The sequence below is a fragment of the Achromobacter sp. JD-1 genome, assembly GCF_038594925.1.
In the GTDB taxonomy this organism is placed as follows: Bacteria; Pseudomonadota; Gammaproteobacteria; order Burkholderiales; family Burkholderiaceae_B; genus Achromobacter; species Achromobacter spanius_C.
Genome location: NZ_JBCGCS010000010.1, coordinates 13,887 through 31,947, shown reverse-complemented (window position 1 = coordinate 31,947; position 18,061 = coordinate 13,887). Strand labels below are relative to the sequence as shown.

The 18,061-nt window shown below is 63.0% G+C and carries 18 protein-coding genes; 7 read left to right on the top strand and 11 right to left on the bottom strand.

Annotated features, from left to right (window positions below; all coding sequences use genetic code 11):
- Nucleotides 1–215: 215 nt before the first annotated feature.
- On the top strand, nucleotides 216–2,327 hold the full coding sequence (gene fusA / locus WBR68_RS16670) for an elongation factor G (protein ID WP_230694768.1): 2,112 nt from the start codon (nucleotides 216–218) through the stop codon (nucleotides 2,325–2,327).
- A gap of 32 nt (nucleotides 2,328–2,359) precedes the next feature.
- Here fusA and WBR68_RS16665 read toward each other — a convergent pair whose 3' ends face one another.
- Nucleotides 2,360–3,169 (bottom strand): alpha/beta fold hydrolase, encoded by an 810-nt coding sequence (locus WBR68_RS16665; protein WP_230694767.1) that lies wholly within the window; start codon nucleotides 3,167–3,169, stop codon nucleotides 2,360–2,362.
- A 158-nt stretch (nucleotides 3,170–3,327) separates the two neighbouring features.
- On the opposite strand from WBR68_RS16665, the gene WBR68_RS16660 reads away from it, so the two are divergent.
- On the top strand, nucleotides 3,328–3,825 hold the full coding sequence (locus WBR68_RS16660; RefSeq protein ID WP_050449177.1) for a YbaK/EbsC family protein: 498 nt from the start codon (nucleotides 3,328–3,330) through the stop codon (nucleotides 3,823–3,825).
- A 66-nt stretch (nucleotides 3,826–3,891) separates the two neighbouring features.
- Here the strand turns inward: WBR68_RS16660 and WBR68_RS16655 are convergent, their stop codons facing one another.
- From WBR68_RS16655 to WBR68_RS16610, 10 genes are all read right to left on the bottom strand, one after another.
- Nucleotides 3,892–4,689 carry an ABC transporter ATP-binding protein gene (locus WBR68_RS16655; protein WP_050449178.1) on the bottom strand — a complete coding sequence of 266 codons (798 nt, stop codon included), beginning with the start codon at nucleotides 4,687–4,689 and terminating at the stop codon, nucleotides 3,892–3,894.
- Nucleotides 4,686–5,729, bottom strand: a complete 1,044-nt coding sequence (locus WBR68_RS16650) for a FecCD family ABC transporter permease (protein WP_230694766.1) — start codon at nucleotides 5,727–5,729, stop codon at nucleotides 4,686–4,688. Before WBR68_RS16650 ends, WBR68_RS16655 begins: the two co-directional genes overlap by 4 nt.
- Nucleotides 5,729–6,415 (bottom strand): tol-pal system protein YbgF, encoded by a 687-nt coding sequence (ybgF, locus tag WBR68_RS16645; RefSeq protein WP_050449180.1) that lies wholly within the window; start codon nucleotides 6,413–6,415, stop codon nucleotides 5,729–5,731. The genes WBR68_RS16650 and ybgF overlap by 1 nt, the downstream gene beginning before the upstream one ends.
- A gap of 85 nt (nucleotides 6,416–6,500) precedes the next feature.
- The gene (gene pal, locus WBR68_RS16640; protein WP_050449181.1) at nucleotides 6,501–7,001 is read right to left on the bottom strand and encodes a peptidoglycan-associated lipoprotein Pal; all 501 of its coding nucleotides are present in this window, start codon (nucleotides 6,999–7,001) and stop codon (nucleotides 6,501–6,503) included.
- Between the two features lie 31 nt (nucleotides 7,002–7,032).
- Nucleotides 7,033–8,352, bottom strand: a complete 1,320-nt coding sequence (gene tolB, locus WBR68_RS16635; RefSeq protein WP_050449207.1) for a Tol-Pal system beta propeller repeat protein TolB — start codon at nucleotides 8,350–8,352, stop codon at nucleotides 7,033–7,035.
- Nucleotides 8,353–8,368: 16 nt separating this feature from the next.
- Entirely contained in the window at nucleotides 8,369–9,538 is a 1,170-nt protein-coding gene (tolA, locus tag WBR68_RS16630) for a cell envelope integrity protein TolA (RefSeq protein ID WP_050449182.1), read from the bottom strand.
- A 39-nt stretch (nucleotides 9,539–9,577) separates the two neighbouring features.
- Nucleotides 9,578–10,039: an ExbD/TolR family protein gene (locus WBR68_RS16625; RefSeq protein ID WP_050449183.1), complete on the bottom strand. Its 462-nt coding sequence runs from the start codon at nucleotides 10,037–10,039 to the stop codon at nucleotides 9,578–9,580.
- A complete protein-coding gene (gene tolQ / locus WBR68_RS16620; RefSeq protein WP_046807611.1) occupies nucleotides 10,039–10,719 on the bottom strand; it encodes a protein TolQ in 681 nt (226 codons plus the stop codon). The genes WBR68_RS16625 and tolQ overlap by 1 nt, the downstream gene beginning before the upstream one ends.
- Nucleotides 10,720–10,721: 2 nt before the next feature.
- Nucleotides 10,722–11,144 (bottom strand): tol-pal system-associated acyl-CoA thioesterase, encoded by a 423-nt coding sequence (ybgC, locus tag WBR68_RS16615; protein ID WP_230694765.1) that lies wholly within the window; start codon nucleotides 11,142–11,144, stop codon nucleotides 10,722–10,724.
- Between the two features lie 58 nt (nucleotides 11,145–11,202).
- On the bottom strand, nucleotides 11,203–12,933 hold the full coding sequence (locus tag WBR68_RS16610) for a proline--tRNA ligase (RefSeq protein WP_127183453.1): 1,731 nt from the start codon (nucleotides 12,931–12,933) through the stop codon (nucleotides 11,203–11,205).
- A gap of 65 nt (nucleotides 12,934–12,998) precedes the next feature.
- Between WBR68_RS16610 and WBR68_RS16605 the strand changes: the two genes are divergently transcribed.
- The 5 genes from WBR68_RS16605 to WBR68_RS16585 all read left to right on the top strand — a co-directional run bounded on the left by WBR68_RS16605 (nucleotide 12,999) and on the right by WBR68_RS16585 (nucleotide 18,006).
- Nucleotides 12,999–13,571, top strand: coding sequence for an RNA pyrophosphohydrolase (locus WBR68_RS16605; protein ID WP_006217428.1), 573 nt, complete (start codon nucleotides 12,999–13,001; stop codon nucleotides 13,569–13,571).
- Nucleotides 13,552–14,241, top strand: coding sequence for a response regulator (locus WBR68_RS16600; RefSeq protein WP_050449185.1), 690 nt, complete (start codon nucleotides 13,552–13,554; stop codon nucleotides 14,239–14,241). Before WBR68_RS16605 ends, WBR68_RS16600 begins: the two co-directional genes overlap by 20 nt.
- Complete coding sequence (locus WBR68_RS16595) at nucleotides 14,238–15,770, top strand: sensor histidine kinase (protein WP_230694764.1); 1,533 nt, start codon at nucleotides 14,238–14,240, stop codon at nucleotides 15,768–15,770. Before WBR68_RS16600 ends, WBR68_RS16595 begins: the two co-directional genes overlap by 4 nt.
- 265 nt (nucleotides 15,771–16,035) lie before the next feature.
- The gene (locus tag WBR68_RS16590; protein WP_050449210.1) at nucleotides 16,036–16,464 is read left to right on the top strand and encodes a tripartite tricarboxylate transporter TctB family protein; all 429 of its coding nucleotides are present in this window, start codon (nucleotides 16,036–16,038) and stop codon (nucleotides 16,462–16,464) included.
- A gap of 6 nt (nucleotides 16,465–16,470) precedes the next feature.
- The gene (locus WBR68_RS16585; protein WP_050449186.1) at nucleotides 16,471–18,006 is read left to right on the top strand and encodes a tripartite tricarboxylate transporter permease; all 1,536 of its coding nucleotides are present in this window, start codon (nucleotides 16,471–16,473) and stop codon (nucleotides 18,004–18,006) included.
- Nucleotides 18,007–18,061: the final 55 nt, after the last annotated feature.

Sequence of the window (18,061 nt, the reverse complement as noted above, 5' to 3'; positions counted from 1 at the left end):
CATTGCCGCGCAGGGGGCGCCGCTGAGCCATGACGTCGGGATTCCGGGTCGGCCGTAGTGGCAATGCTTGAAACTTGGCGCGCGGCGCGTAATATTCACGCATCAGCGCGGGCGCGGTTACGCATTACCCCCTACGAAACGCGGCATGGCGCCCGCCGCGGCAGCGCCCGGTCGGGCTTGCCGTACTGCCTAGTGGTTACTGCAAGGAAGAGGCCATGACTCGCAAGACGCGCATCGAGCTTTACCGCAATATCGGCATCAGCGCCCATATCGACGCGGGCAAAACGACGACCACCGAGCGCATCCTCTTCTACACCGGCATTACCCACAAAATCGGCGAAGTCCACGACGGCGCCGCCGTGATGGACTGGATGGAACAAGAGCAGGAACGCGGCATCACCATCACGTCGGCCGCCACCACCGCCTTCTGGAAAGGCATGGCGGGCAACTACCCCGAACACCGCATCAACATCATCGACACCCCGGGCCACGTCGACTTCACCATTGAAGTTGAACGGTCCATGCGCGTGCTGGACGGCGCTGTCATGGTCTATGACGCCGTGGGCGGTGTACAGCCGCAGTCCGAAACCGTCTGGCGCCAGGCCAACAAATACAAGGTGCCGCGCCTGGCGTTCGTGAACAAGATGGATCGCGTGGGCGCCGATTTCCTGCGCGTGCAGCGCCAGATCGCCGAGCGCCTGAAAGGCGACGCCGTGCCGATCCAACTGCCCGTGGGCGCCGAAGACCACTTCGAGGGCGTGATCGACCTGGTCAAGATGAAGGCCATCATCTGGGACGACGCCAGCCAGGGCGTGAAGTTCCAGTACGTGGACATTCCCGCCGCCATGCAGGACGAGGCGCGGACGTGGCACGACAAGATGGTCGAGAAAGCCGCCGAGGCCAACGAAACCCTGCTTGAAAAGTACCTGTCGGGCGAAACCCTGACGGAAGACGAGATCAAGCAGGGCCTGCGCGCGCGCACGATCGCCAACGAGATCGTGCCCATGTTGTGTGGCAGCGCCTTCAAGAACAAGGGTGTGCAAGCCATGCTGGACGCCGTCATCGACTACATGCCGTCGCCGTTGGACGTGCCCGCCATCAAGGGCCACGACGAACGAGACGGCGAGATTGAACGCCATTCCGCCGACAACGAACCGTTTTCGGCCCTGGCGTTCAAGATCATGACGGACCCTTTCGTCGGCCAGTTGGTGTTCTTCCGCGTGTATTCAGGCGTGGTGAAATCTGGCGACTCTGTCTACAACCCCATCAAGGGCAAGAAGGAACGGCTGGGCCGCATCCTGCAGATGCACGCCAACGAGCGGCGCGAAATCACCGAGGTATACGCGGGTGATATTGCCGCGGCTGTGGGCATCAAGGACGTCACCACCGGCGACACCCTGACCGACCCGGGCCACATCATCATCCTGGAACGCATGGTCTTCCCCGAGCCCGTCATTTCGCAGGCGGTGGAGCCCAAGACCAAGGCCGACCAGGAAAAGATGGGCATCGCATTGAACCGGCTGGCGCAGGAAGATCCGTCATTCCGCGTGCGCACTGACGAGGAATCCGGCCAAACCATTATTTCGGGCATGGGTGAGCTGCACCTGGAAATCCTGGTCGACCGCATGAAGCGCGAGTTCAACGTCGAGGCTACCGTCGGCAAGCCCCAGGTGGCCTACCGCGAAACCATCCGCAAGGTCTGCAACGAGGTCGAAGGCAAGTTCGTCAAGCAGTCAGGCGGACGCGGCCAATACGGCCATGTGGTGTTGAAGCTGGAGCCGCAAGAACCCGGCAAGGGCTATGAGTTTGTCGACGCCATCAAGGGCGGCGTGGTGCCGCGCGAGTTCATTCCGGCAGTCGACAAGGGCATTCGCGAATCGCTTAACGCGGGCGTGCTGGCGGGCTACCCGGTGGTCGATGTGAAGGCCACGCTGTTCTTCGGCTCGTACCACGACGTGGATTCCAACGAAAACGCCTTCAAGATGGCGGGGTCAATGGCCTTCAAGGAAGGCATGCGCCGTGCTGACCCGGTCTTGCTTGAGCCGATGATGCAGGTCGAGGTGGAAACGCCCGAAGACTTCACGGGCAACGTCATGGGTGACCTGTCTTCGCGGCGCGGCATGGTGCAGGGCATGGAAGACATTGCGGGTGGCGGTGGCAAGGTCGTGCGTGCCGAAGTGCCGCTGGCCGAGATGTTCGGCTATTCGACGTCGTTGCGCTCGCTGACGCAGGGCCGCGCCACGTACACGATGGAGTTCAAGCACTACGCCGAAGCGCCGCGCCAGGTGGCGCAGGAGATCATCGCGGCGCAAGGCTCGGGGCGCTGAGCGCCTACGCAGCGTAGCGCAGCGCTTGAGCCTTAGCCGCCGATGAATTCCTGGATGGCGCCATTGAAGGCGCGCGGGTTGCCCAGGTTCATGCCATGGGAAGAGCCCACCACAGTCACGCGCTGCGCCTGTGGCAGCCATTCCGACAAGGCGTCCAGCACGGCGGGGTAGGGGGCGGGGCTCAGTGCCCCGCCGATCAACAGCGTGGGCAGCTTCAGGGTGCGGATCTGTTGCGGGGTCAGCGCTTCGGGGTGTTCGTCGGCCTGGCCGAAGAGCGTGCCCACGTTGTCGCGCACCATTTCCTTGAACCAGGGCACCATGCGCTGCCAGGTGTCAGGCCCGGTCACGGTGTCGACGAACAGCGCCAGACCTTGCTCGACCTCGCCCTGGCGGATCAGCGTCAAGGCCCGCTGGCGGAAGCCTCCGCGCGCGTCGCCGCCGCCAGGCAGCGGCAGGCCCGGGTCGGCCAAAGTCAGGCTGCGTACGGCATCGGGCTGGCTCAGCGCCGCTTCCAGCACGACTCGGCCGCCGCGGGAATGGCCCACCAGATGAGCAGGGCCGCCCGCCACGGTATCGATGAATTCCAACACGTCGGCGGCGTGCTGCTCAATGGAAAACCCCTCGCCTTCGCCGTCCCAGGTCTCGGGCCAATACCGGCGCAGGCACACGGCCAGCACCCGGAACGATTTGCCCAGCGGCGCCATCTGCGACTTCCAGTAGCGGCAGTCGGACAGTGACCCGTGCACCAGCACCAGCGGCACGCCGCTGCCGTATTCGGTGTAGGACATGGCGTAGCCGCCTATCAGGGCGGTTTGCAGGGGCAGGACAGGTTCGGAACGCATGGGCGAAGAAAGCGGAAAGGCCAGGTCCGCATTCTAGCCCGGCACTGGCGGCGTCCCATCTGCCCAAGCGCCCCGGGGCGGCGCTGATAAACTCAGCGTCGGCTTTCCGAACGCAGCGCCTGCACCGCTGCCGTCTTGTATCCATGGAGTCTGTCACGATGTCCCCTGAGTCCCTTGCCCTGTTGCCCGAATCCGCCCAACGCGTCGCCCGCCTGTTGCTGGAAATCGGGCATGACAAGCCGGTTGTGATCCTGCCGCAAACTGGCAAAACGTCGGCGGAAGCGGCGGCGGGCCTGGGCTGCGAGGTGGCGCAGATTGCCAAGTCGATCATTTTTCGGCGTGCGTCCGATGATGCTCCAGTGTTGGTCATTGCCAGCGGCGCGAATCGCGTGGACGAGGCCAAGGTGGCGGAGCAGGTGGGGGCGCTTGCCAAGGCCGACGCCAAATTTGTGCGCGACATGACGGGCTACGCCATCGGCGGCGTGTGCCCCATCGGCCACGCCGTCAAACCTGTCATGCTGCTGGACGCGGATCTCTTCAATTACGACAGCCTGTGGGCCGCCGCGGGCCATCCGCATGCCGTGTTCAACCTGACGCCGCGGCAACTTGCCGACATGACGGGCGCACCGGTGGTGGATGTGGCCCAGCGCGGTTGACCACGCCTATGTGGGCCAAGTGCTTGGCCAGGCACATCGGCCAAGCACATCGGCCAAGCGTCGATGTCAGCGCGGGTGCTCGTCCAGCCCGTCGATCAGCACCTGCCGTAGTCCGCGCGAACACGCTTCCACGCGGCCCTGCACGCCATACACCGCGGCCAGGGAGTCCGGTGTGATCACCTCGGCCGGCGTGCCTTCTGCGTGCAGGCGACCGTGTTGAATCATTACCGCCCGATCGGCGTGCTGCAGCGCCACGTTCAGGTCATGCAGAACGATGACGCTGATCAGCCCATGTTCCTGCGTTTCCTGTTTCAGCAGGCGCATCACGTGAAACTGGTAGTTCAAGTCCAGCGCGGACAAGGGTTCGTCCAGGAGCAGCACGCGGGGTTGCCGGATCAGTGCCTGCGCCAGCCCCACCAACTGCTTCTGCCCACCGGAAAGCGCGTCCAGGTAGTGCAGCGCAAGATGCGCAATGCCCAGTCGCTCCAGCAGATGGTCGATGTCCGTCAAAGCCAATGCAGGCGTCGACGCGTGCCGGCTGGCGTTCGCAGCGACCAGCACGGATTCAAACACCCTCAAGTGCACGGCGGCGGGCAGGCTCTGCGGCAGGTAGACCAGATGCCGGGCGCGCTCTCCCACCCCCAGTCGGCTTAGGTCCTGCCCGTCCAGCAAGACACTGCCGCCGCGGGTGCGCACCAGCCCCGCCAAGGCTTTCAGCAAGGTCGATTTACCGCTGCCGTTCGGCCCGAGCAGGGCGGTGACTTCGCCCGCGGCCAGCGACGGAATCGACAGCGCATGCAGCACATCGTCGCGGGCATAGCCCGCACTCAGTTGATGCACGTTCAAGGCCGCACCGCGTGTCATGGCAGTTGGCGGCGCAAGATCACCGCGAGAAAGAATGGAATGCCGACCAGCGCCGTGACAATGCCCACGGGCACGACCACGCCGGGCACCAGGTTCTTGGACACGACCGACGCCAGTGACAAGATCAAGCCGCCCACCAATGCACTACCGGGTAGATAAAAGCGATGATCTTCGCCGAATAGCCGTCGCGCGATGTGCGGCGCCACCAGGCCGATGAAGCCGATAGTGCCGACAAACGCTACGGCTAAGGCCGACAAAAGGCTTACGCGCGCCAGAGCCGCCACCCGCACTCGGCGTACGTCAACGCCGAAACTGGCGGCGCGGTCTTCGCCCAGCCGCAGCGCGGTCAGCTTCCATGACTGGCGCATCGCCAGGGGCAGGACAATGATGATGGACAGGGCCACGACCCCCGCGCTTGTCCAATTCGAGCGGGACAGGCTCCCCATGGTCCAGAAGACCAGGCTTTGCAGTGCTTCGGCGCTGGCCAGAAACTGCACCAGCGACACCAGGGAATTGAACGAGAACACCATCGCGATGCCGAACAACACGACGCCTGAGGTGTTCATGCCGCGCCATCGTGCGACCACGTCCAGCAACAGCGCCGCCAGCATCGCAAACAGGAAAGCGTTGCCCGCGATCAGCCAGGCGTCGGGAATGCCCGGTACGCCCAATTGCAGAACAATCGCCAGCGACGCGCCGAACGCGGCGGCCGATGACACGCCCAGCGTAAAGGGGCTGGCCAGGGGGTTGTTCAAGATGGTCTGCATCTCGGCGCCGGCCAGTCCCAGGGCCATGCCAACCAGCGCCGCCATCAATGCGGAGGGCAACCGGATGTCCCAGACAATCACACGGTACGTCGCGTCGGCGGAAGCGGGCGTGGTCAAGGTGCGCCAAAGATCCCGCCAGGGCAGGCCGGAAGGCCCGATGGTGAAGTCGATCAGCAGCGCCATGAAAATCGCCGCCAGCAGCAGGGCGATAAGCCCTGCGCGGCGGCGCACGATGTGCCGGTAGGCGCTGACCGCGCTTGCGGCGCTCGCCATTACTGCAGCAGTTGCAGGCGGCTCTTGGCCGTGCTGGCGGCCTGGGCGTTCGGGTAGTCGCGCACGATGCGTTGCAAGGTGGCCTTGGCGCCGGCGCGGTTGTTCAATTCGATCTGGCCACCCGCAATGATCAGCAGGGCGTCCGGCGCGCGCGCGTTGTCGGGAGACTTCTGGACCATGGCCGTCAACTGCTCGATGGCGCCCTTGAAGTCTTTCATGCCGTAGCGGCTGCTGCCCAGATAGAACTGGGCGCTGGGGGCAAGCTGGCTGTTGGGGTAGAGCGCGGTGAAGGCGGCCAACGACTCGGCGGCGTCTTTGTACTGGCCCTTGCGGAACAGGTCCATCGCGCCATCATAGGCTGCCTGCTCTTGCGGATCGCCCGCGGAGGCGCCTGGCGGGTTGGTGTTGCTAGGCGCGCCCGGACGGGCGCTGGGCTGCTGGCGGGACACCAGTTCCAACTGGTCGCGCAGTTGGGCAATTTCCTGCTGCAGGGCTTGGATCTGGTCAGCCAATTGCAACTTGGCGCGTTGGCTTTGCTCGTTCTGCTGCTGAACCTGCTGGCGCAAATCCAGGATGGCCTTGCGGGCCTCATCGTCGGAAAAAGCGTGAGCAGGCGCTGCCAGAGCCGCAAGCACCAGGCCGGTGGCCACAATCAGAGGACGCAGGGACAGAACGTTATCGCGCATAAATATTCCCGGTATAAAAACAAACGTCGGGACGGCCGGCTGACCGTCCCGACGCGTGGTAGGGCTCTTGGACTAAGCGAAAAGCTTAACGCAGATATTCGATATCGGCGCGGCGGTTTTCAGCAAAGTCGGCTTCCGACGTACCCGTCGACTTCGGCTTTTCTTTACCGAAGCTGATGGTTTCGATCTGGTTGTCGCTGACGCCCAGCAGGGTCATCATGCGACGCACGGCGTCTGCACGACGCTGGCCCAGGGCCAGGTTGTACTCAGCACCGCCGCGTTCGTCGGTGTTGCCTTCGATCTTGACCTTCTGCTGCTGGTGCGAAGCCAGGTAGCGGGCGTGGGTTTCGACCAAGCCGCGGTACTGGTCCGACACGGTGTAGCTGTCGAAATCAAAGTACACCGAGCGCTGTTGCGCCAGGATGCTTTGGGGGTTAAAGGGATCAAGGATTTGGCCAGAGGCCGAAGATCCTTGGCCAGCGCCTCCGCCCTGACCCGCTTTATCGTCGAGAGGGACGGAGCTGCAAGCCGCCAGGGTGGCGGCCAGAGCGGCAATGGTCAGGCTTTTGGCAATGCGCGACTTCATGATAGTTCCTTTGCAAAGAGAGTCACACGTGTTATCGGGTAAATGGGCCCCAAGTCGGTTCACGTATTTCCCCGTTCAGTACCGAAAGCGTCTGTCGTACGCGGCCATCGCTCGAAACACCCGCAAGTACGCTACGACCATTTTGAATGGCGGCGTATAGGACTTGCATGCCATTCGGCGCGAAACTTGGCGACTGATCGTCACGACCATCAGTGATCAAGGTTTCGGAGCCTGTGGACAGGTTCAACGACGCGATTCGAAACGCGCCGTCGCGTCTTGCAACGTACAGCAGCGTCGATCCATCGGGGGAAATTCGGGGTGAGATGTTGTAACCACCATTAAACGTGAGGCGGCGTGCGTCGCCACCTGTCGAGCCGGTCTGGTAGATCTGCGGCCCGCCGCTGCGGTCACTGGTAAAGATAATGGAAGCCCCGTCCGGCGTAAAGGTCGGTTCGGTGTCGATCCCGGGAGAACGCGTAATTCGCGTGGGATTGGACCCATCCGTCGCGCCAACGACGTAAATTTGCGACAGCCCGTCTCGGGTCAATGCCACGGCCAGCTTGGAACCGTCGGGCGACCAGCCGGGTGCGCTGTTGTTACCCTTGAAGTTGGCAACCGGCACGCGCGCACTGGTGGCAAGCGTATGCACATACACAACAGGCTTGCCGGACTCAAAACTTACATAGGCCAGTTTGGAACCATCGGGCGACCAGGACGGCGAAATAATGGGTTCGCGCGAACGCAGGGCAACCTGCGGATTCTGCCCGTCAGCGTCGGCCACTTGCAGTTCGTAGGTGGCGCCCTTCTTCAGCACATACGCAATACGTGTCGAGAACACGCCCCGAACGCCGGTGATCTTCTCGTAGATGCGGTCGGCGATCTGGTGGGCCACGCGGCGCAGCTCTTGCTCGGTGCCCGAGAACGCCACGCCATCCAACTGCCCCTTCTTGACCGTGTCGGCCAGGCGGTAGCGCACGTCGTAACGGCCATCGGCGCCACGCGTGATGCTGCCATATGCCAGGAAGTCGGCGCCTTTGCCGCGCCAATCGTCGTGGGCGACGGGGGAGTCGACATTCAGACCGGAACCGGCGGCGTTGATCAGGCGGAACTGGCCCGTACGGGTCAGGTCGGCGCGGATCACTTCTGCCAGGGCTCGGCCATGGGTGTCGTCGACGGCAAAGTCGGCAATTGCGACTGGGTACTGCGTGGCGCCCGTGCCGGAAATATCAACGCGCAATTGCGCGTGGGCGGGCTTGGCAACCATCAGGCATAACGCGAGCATCAGCAAACCTAGCCCATACGATCGCCAGAGAGCGAGGAGGGAGCCTCGTCGGCTATAAGCGGGAGTCATATTCATCAATCTCCTGTCAATCATACATTTTGTGCACTACGTCAATGAACTTGTCGTAGCCGCCCGTCGAGGGCTTCGGGAAGGGGTTGCAACGGCGGATACCCGTTTCGACTGCGCGGTCGAAGGCCGGATTCCCCGAAGATTGGGTCAAGTTCACGCCGTTCACTTTCCCGTCAGTCCCTAACTGTACCCGGTATTGTGCGGTGGGATTCGCGGACCCGTTGCGGGGCGGAGGCTGGTAAGCCACGCCGGGGAGGATGCAAGCACGGACCTTCGCGGCATAGCCGTTGTCGCGTCCACCGCCCGCTTGATTGCGGTCTGCTGTGCCACCCGGCATGCCGGCGGCGCCCAGGGCGTCGTTGCGGAATGCTTCCTTCAGCGCCTTGTCCGCGGCGGCCTTCTTGGCGGCGGCAGCCTTCTCGGCGGCCGCCTTTTCGGCTGCTGCTTTTTCAGCGGCGGCTTTGGCTGCCGCTGCCTTGTCGGCCGCGGCTTTCTCTGCCGCCGCCTTTTCAGCCGCGGCCTTGTCGGCGGCAGCCTTCTTGGCGGCGTCTTCGCGAGCCTTCTTTTCGGCGGCTGCCTTGTCCGCTGCCGCTTTCTCTGCGGCAGCCTTTTCAGCAGCAGCCTTGTCAGCGGCCGCTTTTTCCGCAGCCGCTTTGGCAGCCGCGGCCTTCTCGGCAGCCTGGCGTTCCCGTTCCAGGCGCTTCTTCTCTTCTAGTTCGGCTTGCTTGCGCTCTTCTTCCAGACGCGCCTTTTCCTTGGCCTCGGCGGCTTCACGCGCCTTTTCTTCCTGCTCGCGTTTCTTCTTCGCTTCCTGGATGGCGATTTCGGGGTCGACTTCCTCGGTCTTCGCCTGAACCTCGGGTTCGGGGGGAGGCGGAGGAGGGGGCGGCGGAGGCGGCGGCGGTTCGGGCGCCTTTTCGGGCTCGGGTTCCGGCTTGGGCTCGGGTTTCGGCTGCGGCTTGGCCTCGGGTTGCGGCGTGGGCGGCGGAGCGTCCGGCGAATCGCCTTCGGCCCAGAGCTGGACTTGGACGGGGCCGGGGGCCTCAGTGCGCCAGTTCACGCCGAAGATCAAGGCGACCAGCAGCAGCAAATGCACCGCCACGGCCAGAATGAGCGCATTCCGGTTGTCGTTGTTAGGCGGGGTGGCCGGTGGGCCGCTGCGGTGTCGAATAATGGGTGGCGTCATGGGCGTTGCATGCCGGCCAAGCCGGCGGAAGGCGGCGCGTTAGCGTTTAGTCGCGGATGCGGGCTGGGAAGTGCCGGCGGCGGATTGGTCCACCAGCAAGCCTAGGCGGGTGATGCCGTTGGTGCGCAATTCGTCCATCACCTTCACGACCGTCTCGTAAGGCACTTTGCCGTCCGCGGCAATGACCACCGGCGTTTCAGCGGTAATACGCGAACGCACCTGCGCCACGAGCTCCGGGCGCGCGATGTCCTGCATCGTGGCGCCGGGCTCGCGCATGCGCAGGGCGATCTTGCCGTCTTCCGAAATCTGGACTTCCAACGGTTTCACGGGCACGTCCGAAGCTGCCCCGACCGAGGGAAGTTGGATCAGGCCGGGCGTGATAAGGGGAGCCGTCACCATGAAGATGACCAGCAGCACCAGCATCACGTCGATATACGGCACCACGTTGATGTCGGCCTTCATGCGGCGGCCGGACCTGCCGCGTGAGCTTACCGAGGGCATTAGCGCACCTGCCGTTGCAGAATGTTCAGGAATTCATCGACGAAGCTGTCGAAACGGATCGAGATGCGGTCGATGTCGTTCGTGAAACGGTTGTAGGCGACCACGGCGGGAATAGCCGCGAACAGGCCGATGGCGGTGGCGATCAGCGCTTCCGCAATGCCCGGCGCTACCGAAGCCAGCGTGGCTTGCTGCATGTTCGACAGGCCGATGAAGGCGTGCATGATCCCCCAGACCGTACCCAACAGGCCGATGTACGGCGACACGGAACCGGCGGATGCCAGGAAGTTCAGGTGCGATTCCAGTGCGTCCATTTCGCGCTGGTAGGCGGCGCGCATGGCGCGGCGCGGGCCGTCCAGCAGGGCGGTGGCGTCACCGGCGGAATTGCCGCGGCGCGCCTTCAGGAATTCGGTCATGCCGGCATCGAAGATGCGGGCCAGGGCGCCTTGTTCGTCGCGGCGCGAAGCCACCGCTTGTTGCAGCATGGACAAGTCGCCGCCGGACCAGAAGTCGTCTTCAAAACGGCGGGTCTGGGTGTGTGCGCGCTTGATGGCCAAGCGCTTGGCGAAGATGTAGGTCCAGGACATGATCGAGATGCCCAACAGCATCAGCATGATCAGCTGGACCGGCACGCTGGCGTGCGAAATCAGCGAAAGCAACGACATGTCGTTGGTGACTTGCATGGTTATTCCTGAATGAATTCCAGTTTTGCGCGAACGTCGGCCGGCAACTCCGTCGGCCGCATATGAATGGCATCGACACAGCAGACTTGGATGTTGCCCTCGGCAAGCAGTTCCCCGTCGCGTTCCGCGCGCTGCGCGAAGTGTATCGAAGCGCGGCCGAGTTTGGTGATCCGGCTGCGTATGGTAAGCAAATCGTCCAGTTTGGCCGGTTTCCGGTAGGACATGTCCAAGGAGCGGACAACGAACAGCCGTTGTTCTCGGGTGGCCAGTTCGGACTGGTTGACTCCCAGGCCGCGCAACCACTCAGTGCGTGCGCGTTCCAGGAATTTCAAGTAGTTGGCGTAGAAGACAACCCCGCCCGCATCCGTGTCTTCGTAATAGACACGGACCTGCAGGCGGGATTCGTTGGACTTCGGATCGGTCACGGTACAAATAAACAATGAGGCGGGTCGGGACGCGGTGAAGTCCGTATCTACTATAGGGTTAAAGGGTGTCGAGTTTCGTCAGCACCGTTTCAAGCGCGGACTCTACCGGAATCTTGGCGGCTTCGGTTTCCCGACGTGCTTGCAATTCCACCACACCATCGTTCAAGCCGCGTTCTCCAACTGTTACACGCAGGGGCGCGCCGATCAATTCCCACTCGGCGAACATGACACCGGGGCGGGCATCGCGGTCATCCAGAATGACATCCACGCCCCGCGCCAACAACGATTCATAAAGCTTGGTGGCGGTGTCACGCACCGTTTCACTTTTGCCCCAGCCCACAGGGCAGATCACTACCTCGAAAGGCGCGATCGCGCGCGGCCAGATGATGCCGCGCGCATCGTGATTCTGCTCGATGGCCGCACCCACGATACGCGTCACGCCGATGCCATAGCAGCCCATTTCCAGAACGGCCGGCTTGCCGGTTTCGTCCAGGAAGGTGGCCTTCAATGCTTCTGAATACTTCTTGCCCAGATAAAAGACGTGGCCAACTTCAATGCCGCGCTGGATGGACAGTGTGCCCTTGCCGTCCGGCGACGGGTCGCCCGCGACGACGTTGCGCAGGTCCGCCACCAGCTCGGGTTCGGGCAAGTCGCGGCCCCAGTTCACACCTTGGATGTGGAAGTCTTCCTTGTTTGCGCCGCAGACGAAATCGGCCATGTGGGCGACGGTGCGGTCGGCAATCACATGTACGGGCTTGGCCGTCTTGACGGGGCCCAGGTAGCCGGGCTTGCAGCCAAAGTACTCAACGATCTCGCTTTCCGTGGCGAAGCGGAAGCCCGCCAGCCCGGGCAGCTTGCCAGCCTTGATTTCGTTCAACTCGTGGTCGCCGCGCAAGAGCAGCAGCCAGATATCCACCTTGCCCTTGTCGCCGTCGGTGGCAAGCACAATGGACTTGATCGTCTTTTCCAGCGGCAGCCCCAGCAGCTTGGCCACGTCTTCGCACTTGGCCGCGCCAGGGGTGGCGACGTCGGCCATGGCCTGGGTGGCGTCGCCGCGGGTCGGGTACAGCGCTACGGCTTCGGCCAGCTCGATGTTGGCGGCGTAGTCGGTGTCGGCGTTGTAGACCAGCAGGTCTTCACCGGTGTCGGCGATGACCTGGAATTCATGGCTGCGCGTGCCGCCAATGGAACCCGTGTCAGCCGCCACCGCGCGGAATTCCAGCCCCAAGCGGCCAAAAATTCGCATGTACGCGGCGTACATGGTGTCGTAGCTCTTCAAGGCGCCGGCTTCGTCACGGTCGAAGGAATAGGCGTCCTTCATGGTGAATTCGCGGCCACGCATCAGCCCGAAGCGCGGACGGCGCTCGTCGCGGAACTTGGTCTGGATGTGATAGAAATTCAGCGGCAGTTGGCGATAGCTGTGGATTTCATTGCGCGCGATGTCGGTGATGACTTCTTCAGACGTAGGCTGCAGCACGAAGTCGCGCTGGTGGCGGTCCTTGATGCGCAGCAGTTCGGCGCCGTACTGCTCCCAGCGGCCCGATTCCTGCCAGAGCTCGGCGGGTTGCACCACCGGCATCAGCAGTTCGATGGCGCCCGACGCATTCATTTCTTCCCGGACGATAGCCTCGACCTTGCGGATGATCTTCAGCCCAAGGGGCATGTAGGTGTAGATGCCGCCCGCGAGTTTGCGGATCATTCCGGCCCGGGTCATCAGCTGGTGGCTGGCGACTTCGGCTTCGGAAGGGGCTTCTTTGAGGGTGTTGATGTGGTAGTTGGATGCGCGCATGTTTAAAGGTGGCAGCAGATACGTATAATCGACCGTAATTGTATTGAATTCGGTGGGGGTGGCCCATGCTTGACCGCGAAGGCTACCGCCCCAATGTCGGCATCATTCTCGTCAACAGTCGAAACGAGGTCTTTTGGGGCAAGCGTATCAGGGAACATGCATGGCAGTTCCCTCAGGGCGGCATCAAATATGGCGAAAGCCCGGTGCAGGCCATGTATCGCGAACTCCATGAAGAGGTGGGCTTGAAGCCCGAGCATGTCCGTATTTTGGGGCGTACACGCGATTGGTTACGTTATAACGTGCCCGATCACTTCGTCCGGCGTGAGTGGCGTGGCCACTATAAAGGACAAAAACAGATTTGGTTCCTGTTGCGCCTGGTGGGACGCGACAGCGATGTATGCCTGCGCGCGACGCAGCACCCGGAATTCGATGCCTGGCGCTGGAGCCAGTATTGGGTTCCGCTGGATGCCGTGATCGAGTTCAAGCGAGACGTCTATACCCAGGCTTTGAACGAGTTGTCGGCGATCCTCTTCCGGCGTCATCACGAAACCCGCTATCTGCGCCAGCGCGTGCATGGGCAGCGGGCAGCAGAGAATTTGCCCGAAGGAACGGACGGTCATGCGCATATTGTTGGTTGAAGACGAACGGGACATGGCGTCCTGGTTGATGCGCGCGCTTGCTCAAAGCGGATTTGTCCCGGATCACGCGGCCGACGCCCGTACGGCCGAGGCCTTCATGGCCGGCACCGAATATGATGCCATCGTCATGGACCTGCGCCTGCCCGACAAGCACGGGCTGGTGGTCCTGCGCGAAATGCGCAACCGCGACGACCGTACGCCCGTCCTGTTGCTGACCGCGCAGGGCGCGCTGCAAGACCGGGTGCGTGGGCTGAACCTGGGCGCAGATGACTTCCTGACCAAGCCCTTCGCCCTGGAAGAGCTGGAAGCGCGGCTGACCGCCCTGGTGCGCCGCAGCCGTGGTCGCCAGCATCCCCGCTTGCAATGCGGTTCGCTTTCCTACGACAGTGAAAGCCGGGCGTTCACCCTGGACGGTTCGCTGCTATTCCTGACCCCGCGCGAACACGCGGCACTGGCGGCGCTGCTGACCCGCAGCGGCTATCCCGTCGACAAATCCCAGCTCTTCGGCAAGGTCTTTACTCACGATAGCGAAGCCAATCCTGACGCCATCGAGGTCGTGCTGCATCGCCTGCGCAAGAAGCTCGCCGGCAGTGACGTGCGCATCGTGACGGTGCGCGGCCTGGGTTACATGCTGGAAAGCGTGGCCAGCGAATCCACGGAATCTGAGTGAGCCTGCGGATCCCCGGGCTGCCGCGCGTCGGCATCCGCGCGCTGCTCATCATCTTGCTGCTGCCCGGCGTGGTGGTGTTGCTGGTTATCGACAGCCTGAACGATTACCGCACGCTGTCCGAGATCACCAACGAAGCCTATGACAGCGCGCTGGTGGAACCCGCCCGCGTGTTGGAAAGCAGCCTGGAATTCACGCCCGACGGCAATCTGCAGGTGGCTACGCCCTTGTACGCGCAAGTCATGCTGGAGTCCCGGGCGGGGCTGCGCAAGTACTTCCGCATCGAACAGATAGATCCGCCCATCCCGGACGACTCGACCGTACCCAAAGAGCAGGGCAAGACCCTCCTGGGCATGCCCGAAATGCCGCGGCCGCCGACGTGGCCGCGTTCCAACGGCCAGCCCGTCTTTTACGACGGCGTCTACCGCAATGACCCGGTTCGGGTCGTGGCCGTGGTGCGCGATCTTTACTATCAGGGCCTGCACCGCCAGGTGCTTGTGGTGGTGGCCGAAAGTACGGGCAAGCGGATTGAAGCCGAGAATAACGCGCGGCGCCAGGAAATCCTGCGCGATGCCCGCATGCTGGCTCTGGTCGTGGTGCTGGTGTGGTGGGGTGTCTCGTGGGCGCTGAAGCCCTTGCGCCGGCTGCGTGCCGATATCCGCAACCGCCGTCCCGATGACTTGACGCCGCTGGATGCCTCGCGCGTGCCGAGCGAAGTGGCACCGCTGGTCGACGCCGTGAATCATCACATTGCCCGTTATCGCCGCGTGCTGGACGAGCAGTCCCATTTTTTGGCCGACGCCTCGCACCAACTGCGCACGCCATTGGCCATCATGCTGACGCAGGCGCAGTACGCGTTGCGCGAGCGCGATCCCGCGCGTACGCGCGAAGGCTTGCGCGCCATCGTCGACCAGTTGGGCCGCACCCGCCGCCTGACCGAACAATTGCTGTCCTTGGCCCACGCCAACCAGGCGGAACCGTTGCCGCGGCAGTTGCTCGATATGAACGCGGTGTCGCGCGAAGTCGTCCTGCAGTACCTGCCCCTGGCTCATGAAAAGCAGCAGGACCTGGGCTGGGTACAGGCGGTCTCTGAAGAGGGGCAGGAAACGTCCGCGTCAGTGTCGGGCAACGAAGCCGAACTGCACGAGGCCCTGTCCAATCTGGTTCACAACGCCATCAACTACGCGCCTGTGGGCGCGCGCATTACGGTATCGGTCAGCCGCCTGGAAAATCGTGCCGAAGTGTCTGTTTCGGATAACGGCCCTGGCCTGGACCCCGTGTTGCGCGGCAGGGCCTTTGCACGCTTCGAGCGGGTTGGTACTGACAAGCCCGTGGTGTCGTCAGGTTCCGGGCTGGGCCTGGCGATTGCCCGGGCTTATGCCCGCCGCAATGACGGTGATATTGAATTGCGTGACGGCGAACCCAACGCGCAGGGCGGCATGGGCTTGGCGTCAGTGCTGTGGCTGCCGTTGGCGCCCACGGTCTCGCAGTATCCGCGTCCGGCGGATGTGGACCTGAACGGCGAGCAATAAAGCCGCCTGGCTTTCAATATTTTTTCTCTGCTTCCCCTTTCTTCGGCTTTTTCCTGTCAGGGATAACCCCTGGATTCAGGAATGCGACAGCGCATAGAAAGCGGATTAGCAGCTTCCCTCCGTAATCTGCGCTCCGGTTCGTTGCAAAGGGCCGGGCGAGGCTCGTGTCGAGCGGCGCATCAAGGGCCAGCACGGTCCTGCACCCGGAAGGAGGAAGCAAGTGCAAAAAAATATCAACAGAAAGGACTACTACGGCGGAGCGCTGATGGTCCTGATCGGGTTGGGGGCGATATACGGCGGCAGCGGTTATCACATCGGCACATTGAGCCACATGGGACCTGGATTTTTTCCGGCCGCGCTGGGCGGGCTGCTTGCCTTGACCGGCGTGTTGATCGCGGTCTCCGCGCGCTCGGGCGAATCCACGCCGCCCGCGCCGGGCGACGGCCATGCCCACGGCTTGCCCGACCTGCGTGGCAGTGTCTGCATCATTCTTGGCATCCTGGCCTTTCTGCTGCTGGGCGAGTATGGCGGCCTGTTGCCGGCCACCTTTGCCATTGTCTTCATCTCGGCGTTGGGTGATCGCAAGAACACCATCAAGCAAGCCATCCTGCTGTCGATCGCGATGTCCGCGATCGCGGTCGTCGTGTTCTGGTGGGCGCTGCAACTGCAGTTGCCGCTGTTTCGTTGGGGTTGAAGTGCCATGATCTCTCAGTCTTTGATGGACCTGTGGTATGGCTTCGGGGTTGCGTTCCAGTGGCATAACCTGGTGTGGTCGTTCTTTGGCGTGCTGGTCGGCAACCTGATCGGCGTGCTGCCTGGCATGGGCGCTTTGTCGGCAATTTCGATCCTGTTGCCACTTACCTACGTCATGCATCCCGTGCCCGCCATCCTGATGCTGGCGGGTATCTTCTACGGCTCGCAATATGGCGGCGCCATCGGCGCAATCCTGCTCAACCTGCCTTCGCACCCGCCACACGCGGTGACCTGCCTTGACGGCTATCCATTGACCAAGCAGGGCAAGGGGGGAACGGCGCTGGGCATCACGATGATCTGCTCGTTCTTCGCCGCGTCGGTCGGCATCATCGTCATGATTTTCGCTTCGCCCTTGCTGGTGGAAGTGGCGTTCAAATTCGGCCCGACCGAGATTTTCTCGATCATGCTGCTGGGTCTGTTGGCCGGGGCGACGATGTCGCGCGGTTCACCTCTCAAGGGCGTGGCGATGACGCTCTTCGGCCTGATGTGCGGCGTGGTCGGCACGGACGTGAACACTGGCACCATCCGCTTCTCGTTCGGCTTGCTGGACTTGTCCGACGGCCTGGAGCTGGTGGCTATTTCGATGGGCCTGTTCGGCGTGGCCGATTTCCTGATGAGCGTCAACCGCATGACCATTATCGGCAGCGGCGCCAAGCTGCGTATTAGGGACATGCGACCGTCAAGGCAGGAACTGAAAACGGCGTTCTGGCCTATGGTGCGCGGCACGGCGGTGGGTACGCTGTTTGGCGCCATGCCGGGTACGGGGCCGACCATTACGACGTTCGTCGCCTACGCGCTGGAACGCAAGATTTCCAAGACGCCCGAGAAGTTTGGCACCGGCATGATTGCCGGCGTGGCCTCGCCGGAGGCCTCGTCGCACTCGAAGACACAGGTGGACTTCATCCCCACGATGAGCCTGGGCATTCCGGGTGACGCGGTGATGGCGCTGATTCTGGGGGCACTCTTGATTCAGGGCATTCAGCCGGGGCCGCAGTTGATCACCGAGCATCCGGACATTTTCTGGGGCCTGATCGCCAGCTTCTGGGTCGGCAACGTCCTGCTGATGGTGCTGAACGTGCCGCTGATCGGCGTGTGGGTCAAACTGCTGCAAGTGCCTTATCGCTACCTGTTCCCGTCCGCACTATTCTTCATCGCGGTGGGCGTGTTCAGCACCCAGAACAGCCTCTTCCAGATTTGGGAAGTGTTGGCGTTTGGCGTGATCGGCGCAATCCTGATGACCTTGGAGTTCTCGGTGGCTCCCATCTTGCTGGGCTTCGTGCTGGGGCCGATGGTGGAAGAAAATTTCCGCCGCGCGCTGCTGCTGTCACGCGGCGACCTTGCGGTGTTCGTTGAGCGCCCCATCAGTGCGTGGTTCATCGGAGCAAGCGCCTTGTTGGTCATTTTGCAGCTCTGGGCCTTTGCGCGACGTGGCAAAGGCAAGGGCAAGGACAAGAGCAAGCCCGAGGTCCCGCAAACCGCCTGAACGGGCGCTGCGCCGTCACGGCGACGGCCCGGCTTCACGCCGGGCCGTTTGATTT